Annotated in this window: 11 protein-coding genes; 9 read left to right on the top strand and 2 right to left on the bottom strand. The window is 45.5% G+C overall.

What is annotated here, in order from left to right; all coding sequences use genetic code 11:
• Positions 1-80: 80 nt before the first annotated feature.
• Entirely contained in the window at positions 81-3,197 is a 3,117-nt protein-coding gene (locus V7Q33_RS09300; RefSeq protein WP_333819670.1) for a sensor histidine kinase, read from the bottom strand.
• Between the two features lie 401 nt (positions 3,198-3,598).
• Here V7Q33_RS09300 and V7Q33_RS09295 point away from each other — a divergent pair, with 401 nt between their 5' ends.
• The 7 genes from V7Q33_RS09295 to V7Q33_RS09265 all read left to right on the top strand — a co-directional run bounded on the left by V7Q33_RS09295 (position 3,599) and on the right by V7Q33_RS09265 (position 12,237).
• Positions 3,599-7,441 carry a PAS domain S-box protein gene (locus tag V7Q33_RS09295; protein WP_333819669.1) on the top strand — a complete coding sequence of 1,281 codons (3,843 nt, stop codon included), beginning with the start codon at positions 3,599-3,601 and terminating at the stop codon, positions 7,439-7,441.
• A gap of 40 nt (positions 7,442-7,481) precedes the next feature.
• Positions 7,482-8,231 carry a LytR/AlgR family response regulator transcription factor gene (locus V7Q33_RS09290; protein ID WP_331977618.1) on the top strand — a complete coding sequence of 250 codons (750 nt, stop codon included), beginning with the start codon at positions 7,482-7,484 and terminating at the stop codon, positions 8,229-8,231.
• A gap of 12 nt (positions 8,232-8,243) precedes the next feature.
• Positions 8,244-8,366, top strand: coding sequence for a hypothetical protein (locus V7Q33_RS09285; RefSeq protein WP_333819667.1), 123 nt, complete (start codon positions 8,244-8,246; stop codon positions 8,364-8,366).
• An 830-nt stretch (positions 8,367-9,196) separates the two neighbouring features.
• Entirely contained in the window at positions 9,197-9,535 is a 339-nt protein-coding gene (locus tag V7Q33_RS09280; RefSeq protein ID WP_333819666.1) for a hypothetical protein, read from the top strand.
• Between the two features lie 317 nt (positions 9,536-9,852).
• On the top strand, positions 9,853-10,704 hold the full coding sequence (locus V7Q33_RS09275; RefSeq protein ID WP_333819665.1) for a CheR family methyltransferase: 852 nt from the start codon (positions 9,853-9,855) through the stop codon (positions 10,702-10,704).
• The gene (locus V7Q33_RS09270) at positions 10,701-11,204 is read left to right on the top strand and encodes a chemotaxis protein CheD (protein WP_333819664.1); all 504 of its coding nucleotides are present in this window, start codon (positions 10,701-10,703) and stop codon (positions 11,202-11,204) included. The genes V7Q33_RS09275 and V7Q33_RS09270 overlap by 4 nt, the downstream gene beginning before the upstream one ends.
• Positions 11,176-12,237, top strand: a complete 1,062-nt coding sequence (locus V7Q33_RS09265) for a protein-glutamate methylesterase/protein-glutamine glutaminase (protein ID WP_331979943.1) — start codon at positions 11,176-11,178, stop codon at positions 12,235-12,237. Before V7Q33_RS09270 ends, V7Q33_RS09265 begins: the two co-directional genes overlap by 29 nt.
• Positions 12,238-12,262: 25 nt before the next feature.
• On the opposite strand, the gene V7Q33_RS09260 is transcribed toward V7Q33_RS09265, so the two are convergent.
• Positions 12,263-13,675: an inorganic phosphate transporter gene (locus V7Q33_RS09260; protein WP_331979942.1), complete on the bottom strand. Its 1,413-nt coding sequence runs from the start codon at positions 13,673-13,675 to the stop codon at positions 12,263-12,265.
• 231 nt (positions 13,676-13,906) lie between these two features.
• Between V7Q33_RS09260 and pdeM the strand changes: the two genes are divergently transcribed.
• Entirely contained in the window at positions 13,907-14,572 is a 666-nt protein-coding gene (pdeM, locus tag V7Q33_RS09255) for a ligase-associated DNA damage response endonuclease PdeM (protein WP_331979940.1), read from the top strand.
• A gap of 56 nt (positions 14,573-14,628) precedes the next feature.
• Positions 14,629-15,783, top strand: coding sequence for a CapA family protein (locus V7Q33_RS09250; RefSeq protein WP_333819662.1), 1,155 nt, complete (start codon positions 14,629-14,631; stop codon positions 15,781-15,783).
• The last annotated feature ends 29 nt before the right edge of the window (positions 15,784-15,812 follow it).

Raw genomic sequence — 15,812 nt, 5'->3', positions numbered from 1 at the left:
TCAGTAACCTTTCGCATAAATATTGAAGAACTTCGATGCATCTTACCTTCCAGCAGCCAGTGGCTTGAGCCAGCAGCCTCTTAGTCCTTCGCGCAAAATAAAGCTTTGCCTTTATCACCGTAAGGTAAGCTGAATGTAAATGTACTCCCGATGTCAGGTTTGCTTTCGATGAAGAGCTGACCACCATTCTTCTCTACAAACTCGCGGCAGAGCATCAGGCCGAGACCGGAACCTTTTTCACCGGCCGTACCGTATTTGGTAAAGTATTCTTTATCCTGAATGCGGTGGATCTCTTCTGGAGACAAGCCCGTACCTGTATCTGCTACCGCGATGTATATATACTCGTTTTCATTTCGTGTGGTAATGGCAATCGCTCCTTTTTGAGGTGTAAATTTTATGGCGTTGCTGATCAGGTTACGCAACACCAGTTTGATCATATCTTTGTCACCATACACTTGCAGGGAAGGTGCAATATCAAGTCCCAGTGTAATTGATTTTCTCTGTGCCTGTGGCCTCAGCAGGTTAACGGTTTCATGGATGACCTGCGGCAAATCAAATACACCGGGTTTTACTTGTATTCCCTCCATCTGATCTTTAGCCCAATGCAGCAGGTTATCGATAAGGGTGGCTACGTAGTGTATCCGATCCTTCAAGTCAGGCATCAGGTTTTTTTGAAACTCGTTCTCCGATATATACCCGGATTCGAACAAGTCCAATATGCTACGGAATTGATTTATCGGTCCACGAAGATCGTGCGAAATGATAGAGAATAATTTATCCTTCGTATAATTTGACTGTCGCAGTATTTCAGACTGTTTTTCAATCTCTGTATTCTTCAGGTTTAGCTCCTCATTGATGTGAGAGATCTCGTCATTCTGTGTAATGATCTCTTCATTCATCGCCAACAGTTCTTGGGTCTTTTCATAGACTTGCAGCTCCAGCATTGCTTTTTGCCGGTTCACTCTTTTGGTGCGGAGTATTGTGAGGCCATATACCAGCAGTCCCAGCAGTCCTGCATATACCAGGTAAGCCCACACCGTTCGATATATAGGAGGCAATATGTGAAAGGAGAAAACCGCAGGTTTACTTTCCTGCTTATATACATTTCGAAGGCGTACGGTGAATGTATAATCGCCTTCCGGTAAATTGGTAAAATGTGCTTCCTGACTGGTCGTCCAGGGTGACCAATCTTTATCAAAGCCTATCAACTTATATTGAAACTCATTTTTATCAGCTTCCTCATAGAACGAGCCGCTGAAATCAAAGCGTAAATTATTTCGGTTGTAAGGGAGGATTAATTTTTTGCGTGCCGTATTGTTAATGGAGATAACGGAGTCTGCTGCGGTTACTTTTTTTATGACCAGTTGAGGTATTTCCTGGTAATATGTTTTCTTAAGAGGACGGTAGACAATGACGTGGCTGTTATTACCAATCCACACTTCGTCCTGCACCGTTAGTAAACATGGTTCAATATCCATCCAGGGTATTTTATTAAAAGGCGTTGAAAAAAGTGAATAAGTATTGTCGGCTTCCTTTTTTAACAGGCCTGTAAACTGCTCCGTACCCCCAGCGATATTCTTCTTTCCCCGGATGTATATATTTTCATCCGGCCCTTCGGTTAGCGAATATACCTGTATACCTTCCAGCGCTTTTCGAAACCTGGGATCAGGCTCAAATATGTCTTTCAACGCGTTGTAGCGATAAATGCCATTTTGCGTGGTAACAAGGATCGTATGGTCGCGAAGTTTGTGAATGCGATTATTAACGTGCGAGGGGAGGTTATGAAGCGCGCCATAAAATTTTTTCCCAACAACAGAATCCATGGTGTTGTTTAACTGCAATTTCCAGATGCCTTTACCATAGTGGGCAATCCAGAAGTTTCCGTTTTCGTCTTCTTGAATAAGTTTTGTTTCCTCTTCAAAACCCCTGATCCTGCGCCGGCTCCATATACCGTCTTTCTTCGTTAAAAGCCACAAGCCTGCATCATAAGTGCCCATGATCATACGATCCGGGTGTTGCGCCACCGCGCACAGCGATAGTGCTAAGCGTTGTTCAACCAGGAGGTGAGCCTGGTGATTGATGACTTCGTACACTCCGTAATCGTTTACCATGTAAAAGTGACCATTCAGGGTATACATGTTCCATACAGCGCCGCTGGTAACAAATTCAAACCGGTCCTTGCTGGTCATATGAAACAGTCCTTTGGTCGTTCCGATGTACTTCTGGCCGGAATGACTCCCCATGACTATTACCGAGCCCTTTATACCATTGAGCTTGTCATAGTACGCTAGCGGTGAACTTGTAATGATCGTTCCTATAAATTCCTCGGTAGCAAACCAGAGATTATGTTGCGCATCTTCAAAGAAAATTAGTTCTGTTAAAATGCTGTTGCCGAGCAGATCGCCGGTCACTTTATACTCGATATCTCCATGCGAGTTCAGGATTAATATTTCTTCAGTGGTTAATACAGCAAGTCTTCCGTCAGACAACAAGAGGATTGAGACTACATCCAGGTTTTTTAGTGCGGCGTTGAATCCGTTTGAGATTGGCGTCATCACACTTTGGTCAGGCTTGGTAGCGTCTAACTTCCATAGTTGTTTTTTTTCATCCAGTAAAATATATCTTCCGGTTTGATTTCTCTGCATTAGGCCTGCCGGCAAATGATATTCTGTTGAATGCAGCGCACCATTGGCATATCGGTACAGTAAATTGTCTTTTATGTAATATATCGTTCCGTTTAATTCAATGAGCCGGGGGCGCCAGTCGTCCAGATTGTCTAACAATATTTTTGATTTTCCATTGTCATAAACAAAAAGGTAGCCGTTGTCGCCACCGAAGACAACGGTATTGTTCACCACCCTCAAGTCCCAGATATCAGCAAGGTTATTTCGTACTTCATCAGCCAGTGATGCTGTTAACGAAAAGTATTGGTAATCTCCCTTGGTATTTTTGGCTATATATCCAAATTCGCCTGAAGCCCCTACATAAACCTTTCCGTGCATGTTGGCGAAGACTGAAAGCACGTAAGCATTGTTTGGTAAAGTAATTTGTTCCCAGTGTAGGCCATCGAATATGAGCACCGCATCGGAGTTGGCAAAATATAAAATGCCCTGCTCATCTTGCGTCATATCCCAGTTCTGGGAGGAACCGTGGTACACTTCAATCGGATACTTCTGAATGAATAGTTGTTGCGCCACCCCCGGTATGTAATCCGATAAACAAATGAGAAAACACAACAAACAGTAAAAAACATTCATGGCGGTTTGGCAGGTTGACAGGACTTGAGTAGATATAGTATCGCTATTATATCTTCTAATATACTCAAAGATAGTGTGTGGGATAAGAGGGTGCAGTAGTAAAACGTGCAAAATCATACACCAAATCGTATACACCACGTTACGTGGTATGTAACATACGAAATTATCTCACCAAATAGATGTATCTAAAGATGGATACCAGGCATGACAGACAAGCTTTTTTATGACAACAGCCCTGAAGATAAGTCTTTCCTGGTGCCTCTCCTGAATGTCGGATTTCTCGTGTTACGGCATAGCCATCGTTTCGGCAACCGCGTCTTGAAAGATATTTCTTAACTTTAGTGTTCATATTACACAAGGCATTGAATAGCATTAGCGAGAAGGACTTTAACACACTGCTGGACCCCGTGTTGTTTTCCGCAATTCTCGATACGCTGGGAGAAGCGATCTGGGTCACTGATTTTCGTAAGCCTGCACTATACTGGTTCGCATCGGCAGAAAACCAGCAGAAATATGGTATTCCCACCGGGCATATTGACAATGATTTCTGGATCAGCAATATACATCCCGAAGACCGCGAGCGGGTGGTAACAGGTTTTGAGCGCGCTCTTCATGATCCTTCTGTTTCCATTTACAATCATGAATATCGCTTTCTCGGAGCGAATGGCACGGTATACGTCATTTATGATAATATGCGTTTTCTGCGCAACGCAAAGGGTGAGGCGGAACGGGTAATCGGCACCTGGCGCGATGTTACCAGCCGCTATGAGCGCGATCAGAAAATGCAAGAGCTCATGGCAAACCTGGAGGTAGAACGCAACCGCTTTAAGATGATTGCCGAACTCGCCAACACTGCCATGTGGGAAGTGGATGTACGGTCAAAAACCTTGAAATGGACAGCCGGCAACAAAACACTGGAAGAGTTTGGTTTCAATAACCCCGGCTACACACTTGACGACTGGCTGCAAGATATACACATAGACGACCGCGAACGGGTAGCTGCTAATTTTGATCATGCAATAGCCAGTGGCGATAATTTCTTTGATACCTACCGGTTCCTGAAAAAAGATGGAACGATCGTGCATGTGATCGATCAGGGAACCATTGTGCGCGATGAAGCCGGCCAGGCACTAAAGGCCGTAGGCAGCTGGGTAGATATTACCCGTGAACGCACACGTGAAGAGATACTGGAGCGAAGTCTTGAACAGCAACGCGCACTTAATCGTGAGTTGCAGGTGCGTGAAGAAGAGCTTGCTATGGTGGAAGAAGAACTTCGCCAGAGCAACGACCAGCTCTCGCATCACGTGCAGCAACTCTCGGAACGCGAATTTATACTCAACCAGTCGCAGCGCCTCGCGCGCATCGGAAGTTGGGGATATGAGTCTGATACGAAAGCTGTATTCTGGTCCAACGAAATGTATAACATCTTCGGGGTTGACGAGAAGTTTAACGTGAACGACCCGGAAGAAGTGATCAGCCTGTTTGATGAGCCCGGTCGCGCGTTGATTCGCGATGCTTTTCAACGCATGGCACTGAACTATGAACCGTTCGATATTACAGGACGCATAACTACCCCGTTGGGATATAAAAAGTGGGTGCGGATCACTGCATACCCCGTGCTGCGGCACATGTTTCATCGCGTGGTGGGTTTGGTGTTTGACATCACTTACCTGAAGGAAGCGGAAGAACGATTAAAGAGCAGTGAACAGAAGTTCTCCATTGCCTTTCGGAATAACCCCAACCTTATGGCAATCATGCGCGAAAGCGACAACCTGATTGCTGATGTAAACGACCGGGTGGAATCGGTGCTGGGCTATACACGACAGGAAGTGATAGGTTTGCCAGCGTCTGCGCTGACGCTTTTTGCCAACCCGGACGATCGTGAGGAATTCAACAAGCGATACTTCGAAAATAACGTGGTGGAAATGGAATGCCCGTGGTATAGAAAAGACGGCAGCATTATACACGTAATCATTTCCAGCAATCGCGTTGAGATTGAAGGCGTGCCCTATATATTATCGGTAGTGCGCGATGTTTCTGAACGAAGAAATGCAGAAGAGCGATTCCGGAAATCGTTCGATCTCAACCCCGACCTGATGCTTGTTTTCCGCGAACGCGATCTCATGCTCATGGAAGTAAATGAAAAGCTTCAGGCTATTGCGGGCTATTCACGCGAAGATGTGATTGGTAAATCTTCGAGTTCCTTTAACATCTGGGCGATTCCGCAGGATCGTAACAAATATTTCGAGACGCTGGCGCGTGAAGGTTCTGTATCGATGGAGTCGGTATTTATAAGAAAGAATGGGGCGCACTTTTTTGGAACCATTTCAGCACAACGTATTCAGCTGCATGGCGAAAATCACTTGCTCGTCATAATACGCGATACAACAGAGAAGAGAATTATTGAGGAGAAATTGGTGAAGAGCGAAGCCAACCTGCATTCCATTCTCAACAACACCGAATATTTTATCTGGTCGGTTGATATGCGCAATAAACTGCTTCGCTTCAACAACCGGTTTGCGGGATTTTTCAAGCGCTATCTCAAAACGGATCTGTTTGTTAATATGCCGATCCTTGATTTCATCAACCCGCCTGAGTTTAGCGAGTTCTGGCGACATAAGTATGAGCTCGCCAAGAACGGCAGCACCACTACGTTTGATGTAGAAACGAACGACCGCATATACCATTGTGTGCTGCATCCTATATTTATCGAAGGCAAGATCAGTGGTATCACCGCTTACATGAACGATATCACCAGCCAGCGTGAAGCGGAAGAACGGCTTATGCTAAGCGAAGCCAACCTGCATGCCACCATCAACAACACCAAGTTCATGGTGTGGGCGGTTGACAGGCAATACCGCCTGATTACCTGCAACCAGACTTTTAAAGAGTATATGAAGCATCTCTATGATTCAGAACTGGTATACGGCCAGCCAATCATAGCACAAAATTCAACACATCCGGAAGCAAACTGGTTGCGCACAACATGGAATGAATGTTATGAGCGCGCGTTAACGGGCGAGTCGTTTGTGACACAGGAGAAGCGCAATAACCGGTATCATAAATATTCATTCAGTCCAATCAAGGGTAAAGACAGCATCACCGGAATAACGGTTTTTGCAGAAGACATCACTGAACAAAAGCTGGCCGAAGACAAGATACGAGAGAACGAAACGAAGCTCCATGCAATCATCAACAACACCGACCTTAGCATCTGGTCAGTCGATCTGGACTATCGCATTACTACGCTCAATCAGGTTTTTTATCAAACAATGAAAGATCAGTATAACGTAGCGTATACGGTAGGGCAGGATATGATCGAGGCATCACGCGGGTATTTGCCGGATTATCTTATTGACTATTGGATCGGCATCTATAACCGCGTCTTCACAGGCGAATCGGTGTTGGAAGAATACAAGGGTGAACACACCATTACACAAATTTCTGTTCACCCGATTGTTGAGAACCAACGCGTAGTAGGAGCATCTATATATACCCGCGATATAACGGATCTGAAGCACAAAGCAGAAGAGTTGGCGGAAGCTAATAGAAAGATCGGAGAGTTAAAATTGATGGCCTTGCGATCGGTGATGAACCCGCATTTTATTTTTAACGCACTCAACTCTATCCAGTATTTCATTGCCAAGAACGACAGGCAGAATGCAATTAATTATTTGTCAACTTTCTCGAAGCTGATACGTGGTGTGCTCACGCATTCGGTGAATGATAAGATTAGTATCGCCGATGAAATTGCATTGCTTCACTACTATATTAACCTCGAAATGGTTCGTTTTGAAAATAAATTCGAGTTTCAGTTAGAGATAGACCCGGAGCTTGACCAGGAAAGCATTGAGATACCATCGCTGCTTATTCAACCCTATGTGGAAAATGCCATTCTTCATGGTCTTTATAGCAAGCAGGGCAAGGGGCTTCTTAAAATTACCGTGCGCTATGATCAGGACCGCGTGCTCTTCACCGTTGAAGATAACGGCATTGGCCGTGCAGCGGCAAAAGAATTACGCAGTAAAAATTTTCCGAAGCACAACTCCATGGGTACTGTGCTGACGGAAGAACGATTACGTCTGATCAATGAGCGTGATAATGTTGCCTTTGAAATACAAGACCTGGTAACAGAAGATGGTGAACCACAAGGAACGCGAGTAAATATTTGGGTAAGATTCTGACGTTTTCGAATTTCCTCTTATCTTGTATATGCCCTGAATTATGATCAACGCTATTATTGTAGACGATGAGCTGAAAAGCCGTGAAAGTCTTAAAATTCTACTAGAAGAGTTTTGTGATGATGTTTCTGTAAAGGCGTTGTGCCAGGATGTTGCCGAAGCGATACAAGCCATTCAGGAACACAAACCCGATGTTGTATTCCTGGACATTCAGTTACAGCGTGAAACGGGTTTCGATTTGCTTACCAAGCTTCGCGACTTTGATTTTGAAGTAATTTTTACCACAGCTTATTCGGAGTATGCAATCAAGGCTTTTAAGTTTTCGGCTATCGATTATCTGTTGAAGCCGATTGATATAGAGGAACTCAAACGCGCACTGGCCAAAGTTGAAAAGCGCATGGGCGATTCCATCTCTGTGCGTCTGCAGCAGCTCATGCAGAATCTCAAAACAACTTCGTCAGAAAATTACAAGCTTGCACTGCCCACATCCGATGGACTGGTGTTTGTAAAAACGCAGGATATATTATACTGTGAGGCTTCCAGCAATTATACCGAGATTACAGTAGTCGATGGAAAGAAGTATGTGGTGAGCCGCACGTTGAAAGAATATGAAGACATGCTGAGCGATCACAATTTTTATCGCATCCATAATTCATATCTCATTAACCTGAATGCTGTTAAAAAATACGTGCGTGGTGAGGGAGGTTACGTCATCATGTCTAACGATAAGTCATTGGATGTTTCAAAGCGAAAGAAGGAAGGATTCCTCACGCGCATAGGAGCAAAAATGTAATCCATATAGTTTTTGAAGTCCCGGAAGGATAATGATGAGGTAGATTCGATACTCACCACGCGGATGCGAAGTGCCGGGCGATTGGATGAGCGCCTCTTTACGTTATTATACCGGGCACATGTGAAGAAAATATGATTTGTTAGACCCCGCATCACAGTGTACTAACATCGCCCGGCCAGTTAATCAAAAAAATCCTCCACTCGCTCATTCCCGTTATGCCGCGGCCATTCTCCAATATACCTTTGCTATGCATACACAGTAAAATTCTCCTGTACAAATAATAGGTTTTGGGTTTAGGGTTACAGGAATTTAAAAAGCTTTGGGCAGACGGCCTGAAGCTTTTCTTTTTTAGTCCCATGTATACCTTGCCGTTACACCTGGCTTTGATAGTTCATTCACTTACTCATAAAAGCCGCCCGGCCAGTCATTTTCAATTCGACCGGATAATTTGAGTGGCCAACTTTGGTTACCAATAGTCCTCCCGTATGAAACAATTTTTATTCTTCCTCCTTTTATTTCTTTTGGCCCTTTGGGCCAATGCACAAACTGAAAAGCCAGGGCTTGCAACAGACCGTCCTCACCAGACAGAAGCCTCCGCTTGGATACCTGCCAGTGATCTTTAGGCAGAAACCGGTTTTATTTACGAGCGTGACAAGATCATTTCTGAGTACAGGTGCTTCGTTTCACTTGTTCAGGTAAACCAGTTACTAAGTTATAATACCCACTTGCTCTGTTACCCTGTAAGAGCATAGATCGGTATACTATATTTCATATATTATTCACCTGCCGAATATCAACCGGAAAAAGAGATGGTAATCACCCGCTGGTGTTTATCATTCAGGATATAACAGCCCTCGGTACATCCCGCATATTGCTGACCAGGCAAGACTTCGGGATGGTAGCACACTGGGAAGTTTTATTACCATAACTAACCGCAAGCTGAACTGGAAAGTTATTTCTTATTTGTGGAAGATGAATGCACTGTTTATAATCACGACCTTACTCCGTGCGATCTTTTCGAGCAACCCGGCTCTGTTCAATATCCTGATACGCTGGGTGCTCATCCGGTGGAACTTGAGAAGCCTGCACCGCTTGTTGCTCCATGCATGGAAGTATATGAGCAGCAGAAAGATAATCACGTCACAACTGCCGGAAATGCCGCAAGACGTGTTGCCAACGACAGCTACATTAAAGTAAGCAAACGCAAGCCAGATTGCCTGTTAAACCGGATATGCGAACGGATCATATTGCAGGCCCAACGTACCAGCTACCGCTTCGGTCATTCAAAATACTTTGCTAGCTAAGGCTGCAGGCATTGAACGGAATCCGGTGCCGCCACGGAGTAAAAACATGCACTGCTACACATAGGCTGTACAGCCTGCTTCCGGGAATGACCATGGAAAAGGGCTTGACCTCAGACCTTGGAGAAGCCCCATCTCACAGTGAATTTATCAAAGTTCTGATCGCACGATGGGCAACGGTGTAGATTGAAATTTTGTCTTCCCTTTCGTCCATTCCTCAGACGGGAGTGGGTAAGTGTTCGCGGGAGCAGTGGTGAAGGATAAAGGCGCACTCTGTGGGCACTTACTTAATAAAGATGAAGTGTATACATGAGTCCCACATGGAATCTTCCTGCAAATACGGCTTTGTTAAAATGGACGATGAGAGCTTCGACAGGCTCAGTACGTTTGTTACCAGAGAATACGGTATAAAACTCCCGCTCAGCAAAAAGTCGATGCTGGAAAGCCGGCTCAATAAAAAAGTTAAAAGTCTCGGACTCGACTCCTACAAAACGTTTCTTGATTATCTCTTCAGTAAAGAAGGAATGCAGGCTGAAGTCTTTAACGTGATCGACCTGATCACCACCAATAAAACCGATTTCTTCCGTGAAGCGGCTCACTTTCAGTTTCTCACGCAGGATTTTCTACCGCGTTATCAGCAAGAACATAGTTGCAATAATATTAACGTATGGTCAGCCGGGTGTTCTACCGGTGAAGAACCCTATACCCTTGTAATGGCACTGGAGGAATACCGGAAACGTCATCCCGAGCTGACCTATAGTTTATTGGCCAGCGATATATCTGTCCGGGTGATACAAATAGCCTTTCAAGGTATATATACCATCGATCGCATTGAAAATATCCCCATGGAGATGAGGCGCGCGTATTTCATGCGAAGCAAAACAGACCGCCGTCTGGTACGGGTAAAACCTCAATACAGAAACAAGATCGAGTACAGGCGCATTAACCTGATGGACGATCAGTATAGCGTTCAACGCGAAAATTATGATATGATTTTCTGCCGAAACGTGCTGATATACTTTGATAAACAAGTGCAGGAACGCGTGCTTCGAAAATTCTGCAATCACCTGAGGCATGGCGGTTTGTTGTTCCTCGGGCATAGTGAATCCATTATGGGCATGAACCTGCCACTGAAACAAGTGCGCCCTACAGTATACCAGACTGTCGTATGAGTATAAAAAAACACTACCTTTTACCGGGCGATGTCCTCGTGTCCGTTGTGCCAATGGAGATCACTACAGTATTAGGCTCGTGTGTATCAGTTTGTTTGTATGATCCCATAACGAAGATTGGAGGTATAAATCATTATTTATTGCCCGGCAATGAAAGTGAGGCGCACGCAGATGCATCCAAAGGCAATACTTCAATACCGTTGCTGGTGAAGATGATGTTAAATCGTGGGGCGATACGGGAAAACCTCAAAGCGAAGATATTTGGTGGCGCCAGCCCGGTTGCGGCAGAGCAAAGTTTATATGCCATCGGCAAGCGCAATATAGCGGTGGCTATCGATATTTTGAAACAGGAAGGTATATATCTGGCGGCCCGTGACACGGGTGGATCGCAGGGGAGGAAAATTATTTTCCATACCGCCACCGGAAAAGTGACGATGCAATTATTGCCACATCCTATAACCAGCTTTCAGTATGAAAACAATAAAGGTTTTGATCATTGACGACTCCGCGCTGGTACGGCAAACACTCTCAGAGATTATTCAGTCAGACTCGCACCTGGAAGTAGCAGGTACCGCGGGCGATCCGTATTTCGCAGCGCGGAAGATACGGAATGAAATTCCTGATGTTATCACGCTGGACATAGAAATGCCACGCATGGATGGGCTTACGTTTCTGAAAACGTTAATGTCGCAATACCCGATTCCCGTTGTGATTATCTCCAGTCTTACACAAGAGGGAAGTCACCTCGCCTTGCGCGCATTAGAGTTGGGTGCCGTAGAGATCGTAGCGAAGTCAGAGATACGCAATACAAAAGAACACCTGGAAGAATCCCGCATCCGCATTACTGATGCCATTAAAGCTGCCTACAATGTACCGGTGAAACGGGTAGCGCTCAACAGGCAACCGTCTGAAAATATACCGGCTGGTAAACCCGATCCGGCCAGTCTGAATTCACCCATCTATAAAACAACCGATAAGGTAATTGCTATTGGTGCTTCCACCGGAGGGACGGAAGCGCTGCGCTATATTTTAAAAAGTATACCAGCCGACTGTCCGGGCATACTCATTACGCAACACATGCCAGCCGGCTTTACCAAATCGTTTGCCGACCAGGTAAATGCGTTTTGTGAAGTAACCGTAAAGGAAGCCTCCGATGGAGAGCGTGTAATGCGTGGTCATGCCTATATAGCACCTGGCGGTAAGCACATGGAGCTTTACCGCAGTGGTGCCAAGTATTTTATAAAGGTGCGCGATGGCGAACTGGTAAACCGACATAAACCTTCAGTAGATGTACTTTTCAGTTCGGTAGCAAAACATGCCGGGCAAAATGCACTCGGCATTATCATGACAGGTATGGGGCGCGATGGCGCCGATGGCCTGCTTACCATGAAACAGGCAGGTGCCAAAACGATAGCGCAGGACGAAGCCACCAGTGTGGTATTTGGTATGCCGAAAGAAGCCATCAAATTAGGCGCAGCCGATCAGGTGTTGCCCTTGCACGACATGCCCCAGAGCATCAAGCGATATGCCTGACGTTGATGTGAATACGCCAGCTAAACTAGAAGATAGAGCGGAACAGCAGGAACAGGGTGCCTGACAGTACAATTACTACTGGCAACGTGAGCAGCCATGCCATCAGTATATTCCGGACGGTATCGGCTTGCAGGTTCTTTACACCTTTACTGGCTACCATGCTACCTGCAATGCCAGACGAAAGCACGTGCGTTGTACTTACCGGCAGCGATAAATACGTTGATATGGTAATGGTACTGGCAGCGACAATTTCAGCACTGGCGCCTTGCGCATAATTGAGGTGTTCTTTACCGATCTTCTCGCCAATGGTTTTTACAATGCGCTTCCAGCCAATCATGGTTCCCATTCCCAGCGAAAGGGCAATCATTACAATAACCCATCGTGGTGAATAATCGGTAATCGATTTCACAGCCTTCAGCTCATCCTTTAAGGTGCTCTTGTCGGCCTCGCTAATGCGTAACTCGGTTTTCTCCACCAGGCTTTTCAGGTGGCGGTCAATCAGCAGTATATCTTTTCGAACCATAAAGCGCTGCTCTTTCCTGATCGCTTCCACAGATTGCATTCCATTTAATTGGCCAACCAGTGCATGGGTCAAATCTTTTGTTTCAGTAAATTTCTTTTGATCGGGTGCTGACAGGGGAGAGGGATCCATTGAGTTCACCACTGTTTCAATCCGTTGCAGATGTGGCGTTAGTGTGCTCGGAACTATTCTTGAATTCAGGGCGAAGTAGCTGGGAACAATTCCAATGAGGATCAACATCACCAGCCCGACACCTTTTTGTCCATCGTTAGATCCGTGTGAAAGACTTACGCTTCCGCAGGTAAGGATCAGCAAAATGCGAATTACCAATGGAGGAGGTGCATTCTTCTTGGGTTCTTTGAAAAGGCTGTCACCATATTGTGTTTTCTTGGTCAGGTTTCTGATGATGAACATCAGAATAATGGTAAGTGAAAATCCTACGATGGGCGACACCATGAGTGAAAGACCGATTTCTTGCGCTTTTCCCCAGTTTACAGCGGCTTCACGCGAATCGGGTAGCAATGAGTATGCTATACCTACCCCGAGGATGGAACCGATCAGCGTATGCGAGCTGGAACACGGAATACCGAAATACCAGGTGAGCAGGTTCCAGAAAATAGCACTGAGCAACAGTGCCATCACCATCGAAAGGCTATGTGCAATGTTCTGATCTACGAGCGATTCTACCGGCAGCAGGTTTACAATACCTACCGCAACGCCTACTCCTCCGATCAGTACCCCGGTAAAATTACAGATACCGGAATACACTACGGCGGTCCAGGGCTTTAGTGAGTTTGTATAAATAACAGTAGCCACAGCGTTAGCCGTATCGTGGAATCCGTTGACGAACTCAAAACCAAACGCCGCAATAAGACAAAGGATTAGCAGAATAGAGTAGGATAAGTCTAATTCAAACATAAAAGTTGAAATTCGGGCGCAATCTAAGCTGATTTCAAACACCCTTTGTTACCTCTATGTTAACTTTTTTAATGCAGAGTCTTGCTATGTATTTGAATTACTTTGATTATCAGGTCGTTAAGTCATATTGGAAGAAAGGTGAATTGTTAACAAGGCCCCTCTGGCAGCCGCCACGACAGGTTGAATCAGAGGCAACTTTATGGTCAGCGGCAAAACAGAAAATATAGTATCTTGAGCCGCACAGAATCTATGACGGAGTTGATTATTGCCGGGGAGAAGTTTAGCCTGAATGCGCACAAGGCGTTGTATTGGGACAAGCATAAGGCGTTGTTGCTGGCAGACCTTCACCTGGGAAAGGTTAATCATTTCAGGAGGGCCGGCATTCCGGTGCCATCAAAAGCCAACGACCGGAACCTGGAAGTTATGATAGAACTGATTCAGCAGCTTAAGCCCTCACGACTCATTTGCCTTGGCGATCTGTTTCACAGCCATTATAACCAGGAATGGGAAGTGTTTGGTGAAGTAATCCGCCACTTCAATCATATTTCATTCGAGCTGGTGATGGGTAATCACGACATCATGAGCGACCTGCAGTATCAACGCAAGGGTATTGTAGTACACGATCAGCTGCAGATTGATAACATCATACTTACACATCATCCGCTGGAAGAGATTGAAGCCACCCAGTATAATATGGCAGGCCACATCCATCCGGGTGTGCACCTTCGTGGCAAAGGTCGTCAGGCCATAACATTGCCTTGCTTTTACTTCGGAAAAAATCAGGCCGTGCTGCCGGCCTTCGGGATGTTTACAGGCCTGGCCCGCATTCAACCGAAAAAAGAAGATAAAGTGTTTGCCATCGTGGAGGATAAAGTAATTGATGTTAGTATTTTGTGAGGCGATCGCCTTCATTTCAATAATCTATATCACCGGCGATGCCTGGTAATTTACATATGAAAAGAATTATAGTCCTCTTCCTTTTACTGGTATGCATACACGCTACTCAGGCGCAGGATACCACCCGGCTATCATTGCTGTTTGTTGGAGATATTATGGGCCATGACTCGCAGATCGCCGCTGCGTATGATGCCACCACGAAGAAGTTTGATTATTCGCGTTGCTTCCAGTATGTAAAGCCTTATATCGAAAATGTTGACCTGGCCATTGGCAATCTTGAAGTGACACTGGCCGGACCACCACACAAAGGTTACCCGCAGTTCAGCTCTCCCGATGCGCTGGCGCAGACGTTGAAAGCCGTTGGTTTTGATGCACTGGTAACGGCTAACAATCACTGTGTAGACCGTGGTAAAAAGGGATTGGAACGCACCATAATGATGCTCGATAGTTTACACATTCCTCACACCGGTACATTTACGGATACAGTAAGCCGCATGAACGATCATCCGTTGTTGTTAGAGAAGAATGGTTTCCGTCTTGCTCTCCTGAATTATACGTATGGCACGAATGGTTTGCCGGTATATAAACCCAATATTGTGAATCGCCTCGATACAGCGGTTATGCGCAAAGACCTGCGAAGGGCACGCGAGCTGAAGCCCGATGTTATCGTTGTATTTACCCATTGGGGAACGGAGTATCAAAGCCTCCCATCGAAAGAGCAAAAAATGTTGACGGAGTTTTGTTTCAAACATGGCGCCCAACTGGTGATCGGCGCACATCCACACGTAATTCAGCCAATGGAGTGGAGGAAAGAACAAAATCAGTTTGTAGCCTATTCGCTTGGTAATTTTGTATCCGGCCAACGCAAACGCTATACGGACGGTGGCGCCATGGCGTATCTTGAATTACAGAAGATTGCTTATACACCGGATAGCACCATCACCTCCATCGACAGTGCTGCGTATTATCTGCAATGGATACAACGCACCAGCGGCGTAAAGAAGGAATACTATATTTTGCCGGTGCCGGAAGTGGAGCATGATTCAGTCGCGATAAAGGAAGCAACGTCAAAGGCGGCGTTCAAAGTATTTACGGATGACTCACGCCTGCTGTATAAAAAGTATAATAAAGATGTTGCTGAAGGCAACACGGTTCCATTGCCTGCGATGGAACGCAATACATCGGGTATATTGCGAAGAGAAGAACAATAGTCAGGCTGTAGTCCTCGGCAGGTGTTCCA

The organism is Ohtaekwangia sp. (assembly GCF_036786105.1).
Classification (GTDB): domain Bacteria; phylum Bacteroidota; class Bacteroidia; order Cytophagales; family Cyclobacteriaceae; genus Ohtaekwangia.
Note: the sequence above shows the minus strand (reverse complement) of the source record. Positions and strands in the feature narration are given on the sequence as shown.

Excerpts from the sequence above, each read along its gene's own strand:
- V7Q33_RS09290 (WP_331977618.1), top strand. The coding sequence starts at position 7,482 with ATGATCAACGCTATTATTGTAGACGATGAGCTGAAAAGCCGTGAAAGT.
- V7Q33_RS09275 (WP_333819665.1), top strand. The coding sequence starts at position 9,853 with ATGGAATCTTCCTGCAAATACGGCTTTGTTAAAATGGACGATGAGAGC.
- V7Q33_RS09270 (WP_333819664.1), top strand. The coding sequence starts at position 10,701 with ATGAGTATAAAAAAACACTACCTTTTACCGGGCGATGTCCTCGTGTCC.
- V7Q33_RS09265 (WP_331979943.1), top strand. The coding sequence starts at position 11,176 with ATGAAAACAATAAAGGTTTTGATCATTGACGACTCCGCGCTGGTACGG.
- V7Q33_RS09260 (WP_331979942.1), bottom strand. The coding sequence starts at position 13,675 with ATGTTTGAATTAGACTTATCCTACTCTATTCTGCTAATCCTTTGTCTT.
- V7Q33_RS09250 (WP_333819662.1), top strand. The coding sequence starts at position 14,629 with ATGAAAAGAATTATAGTCCTCTTCCTTTTACTGGTATGCATACACGCT.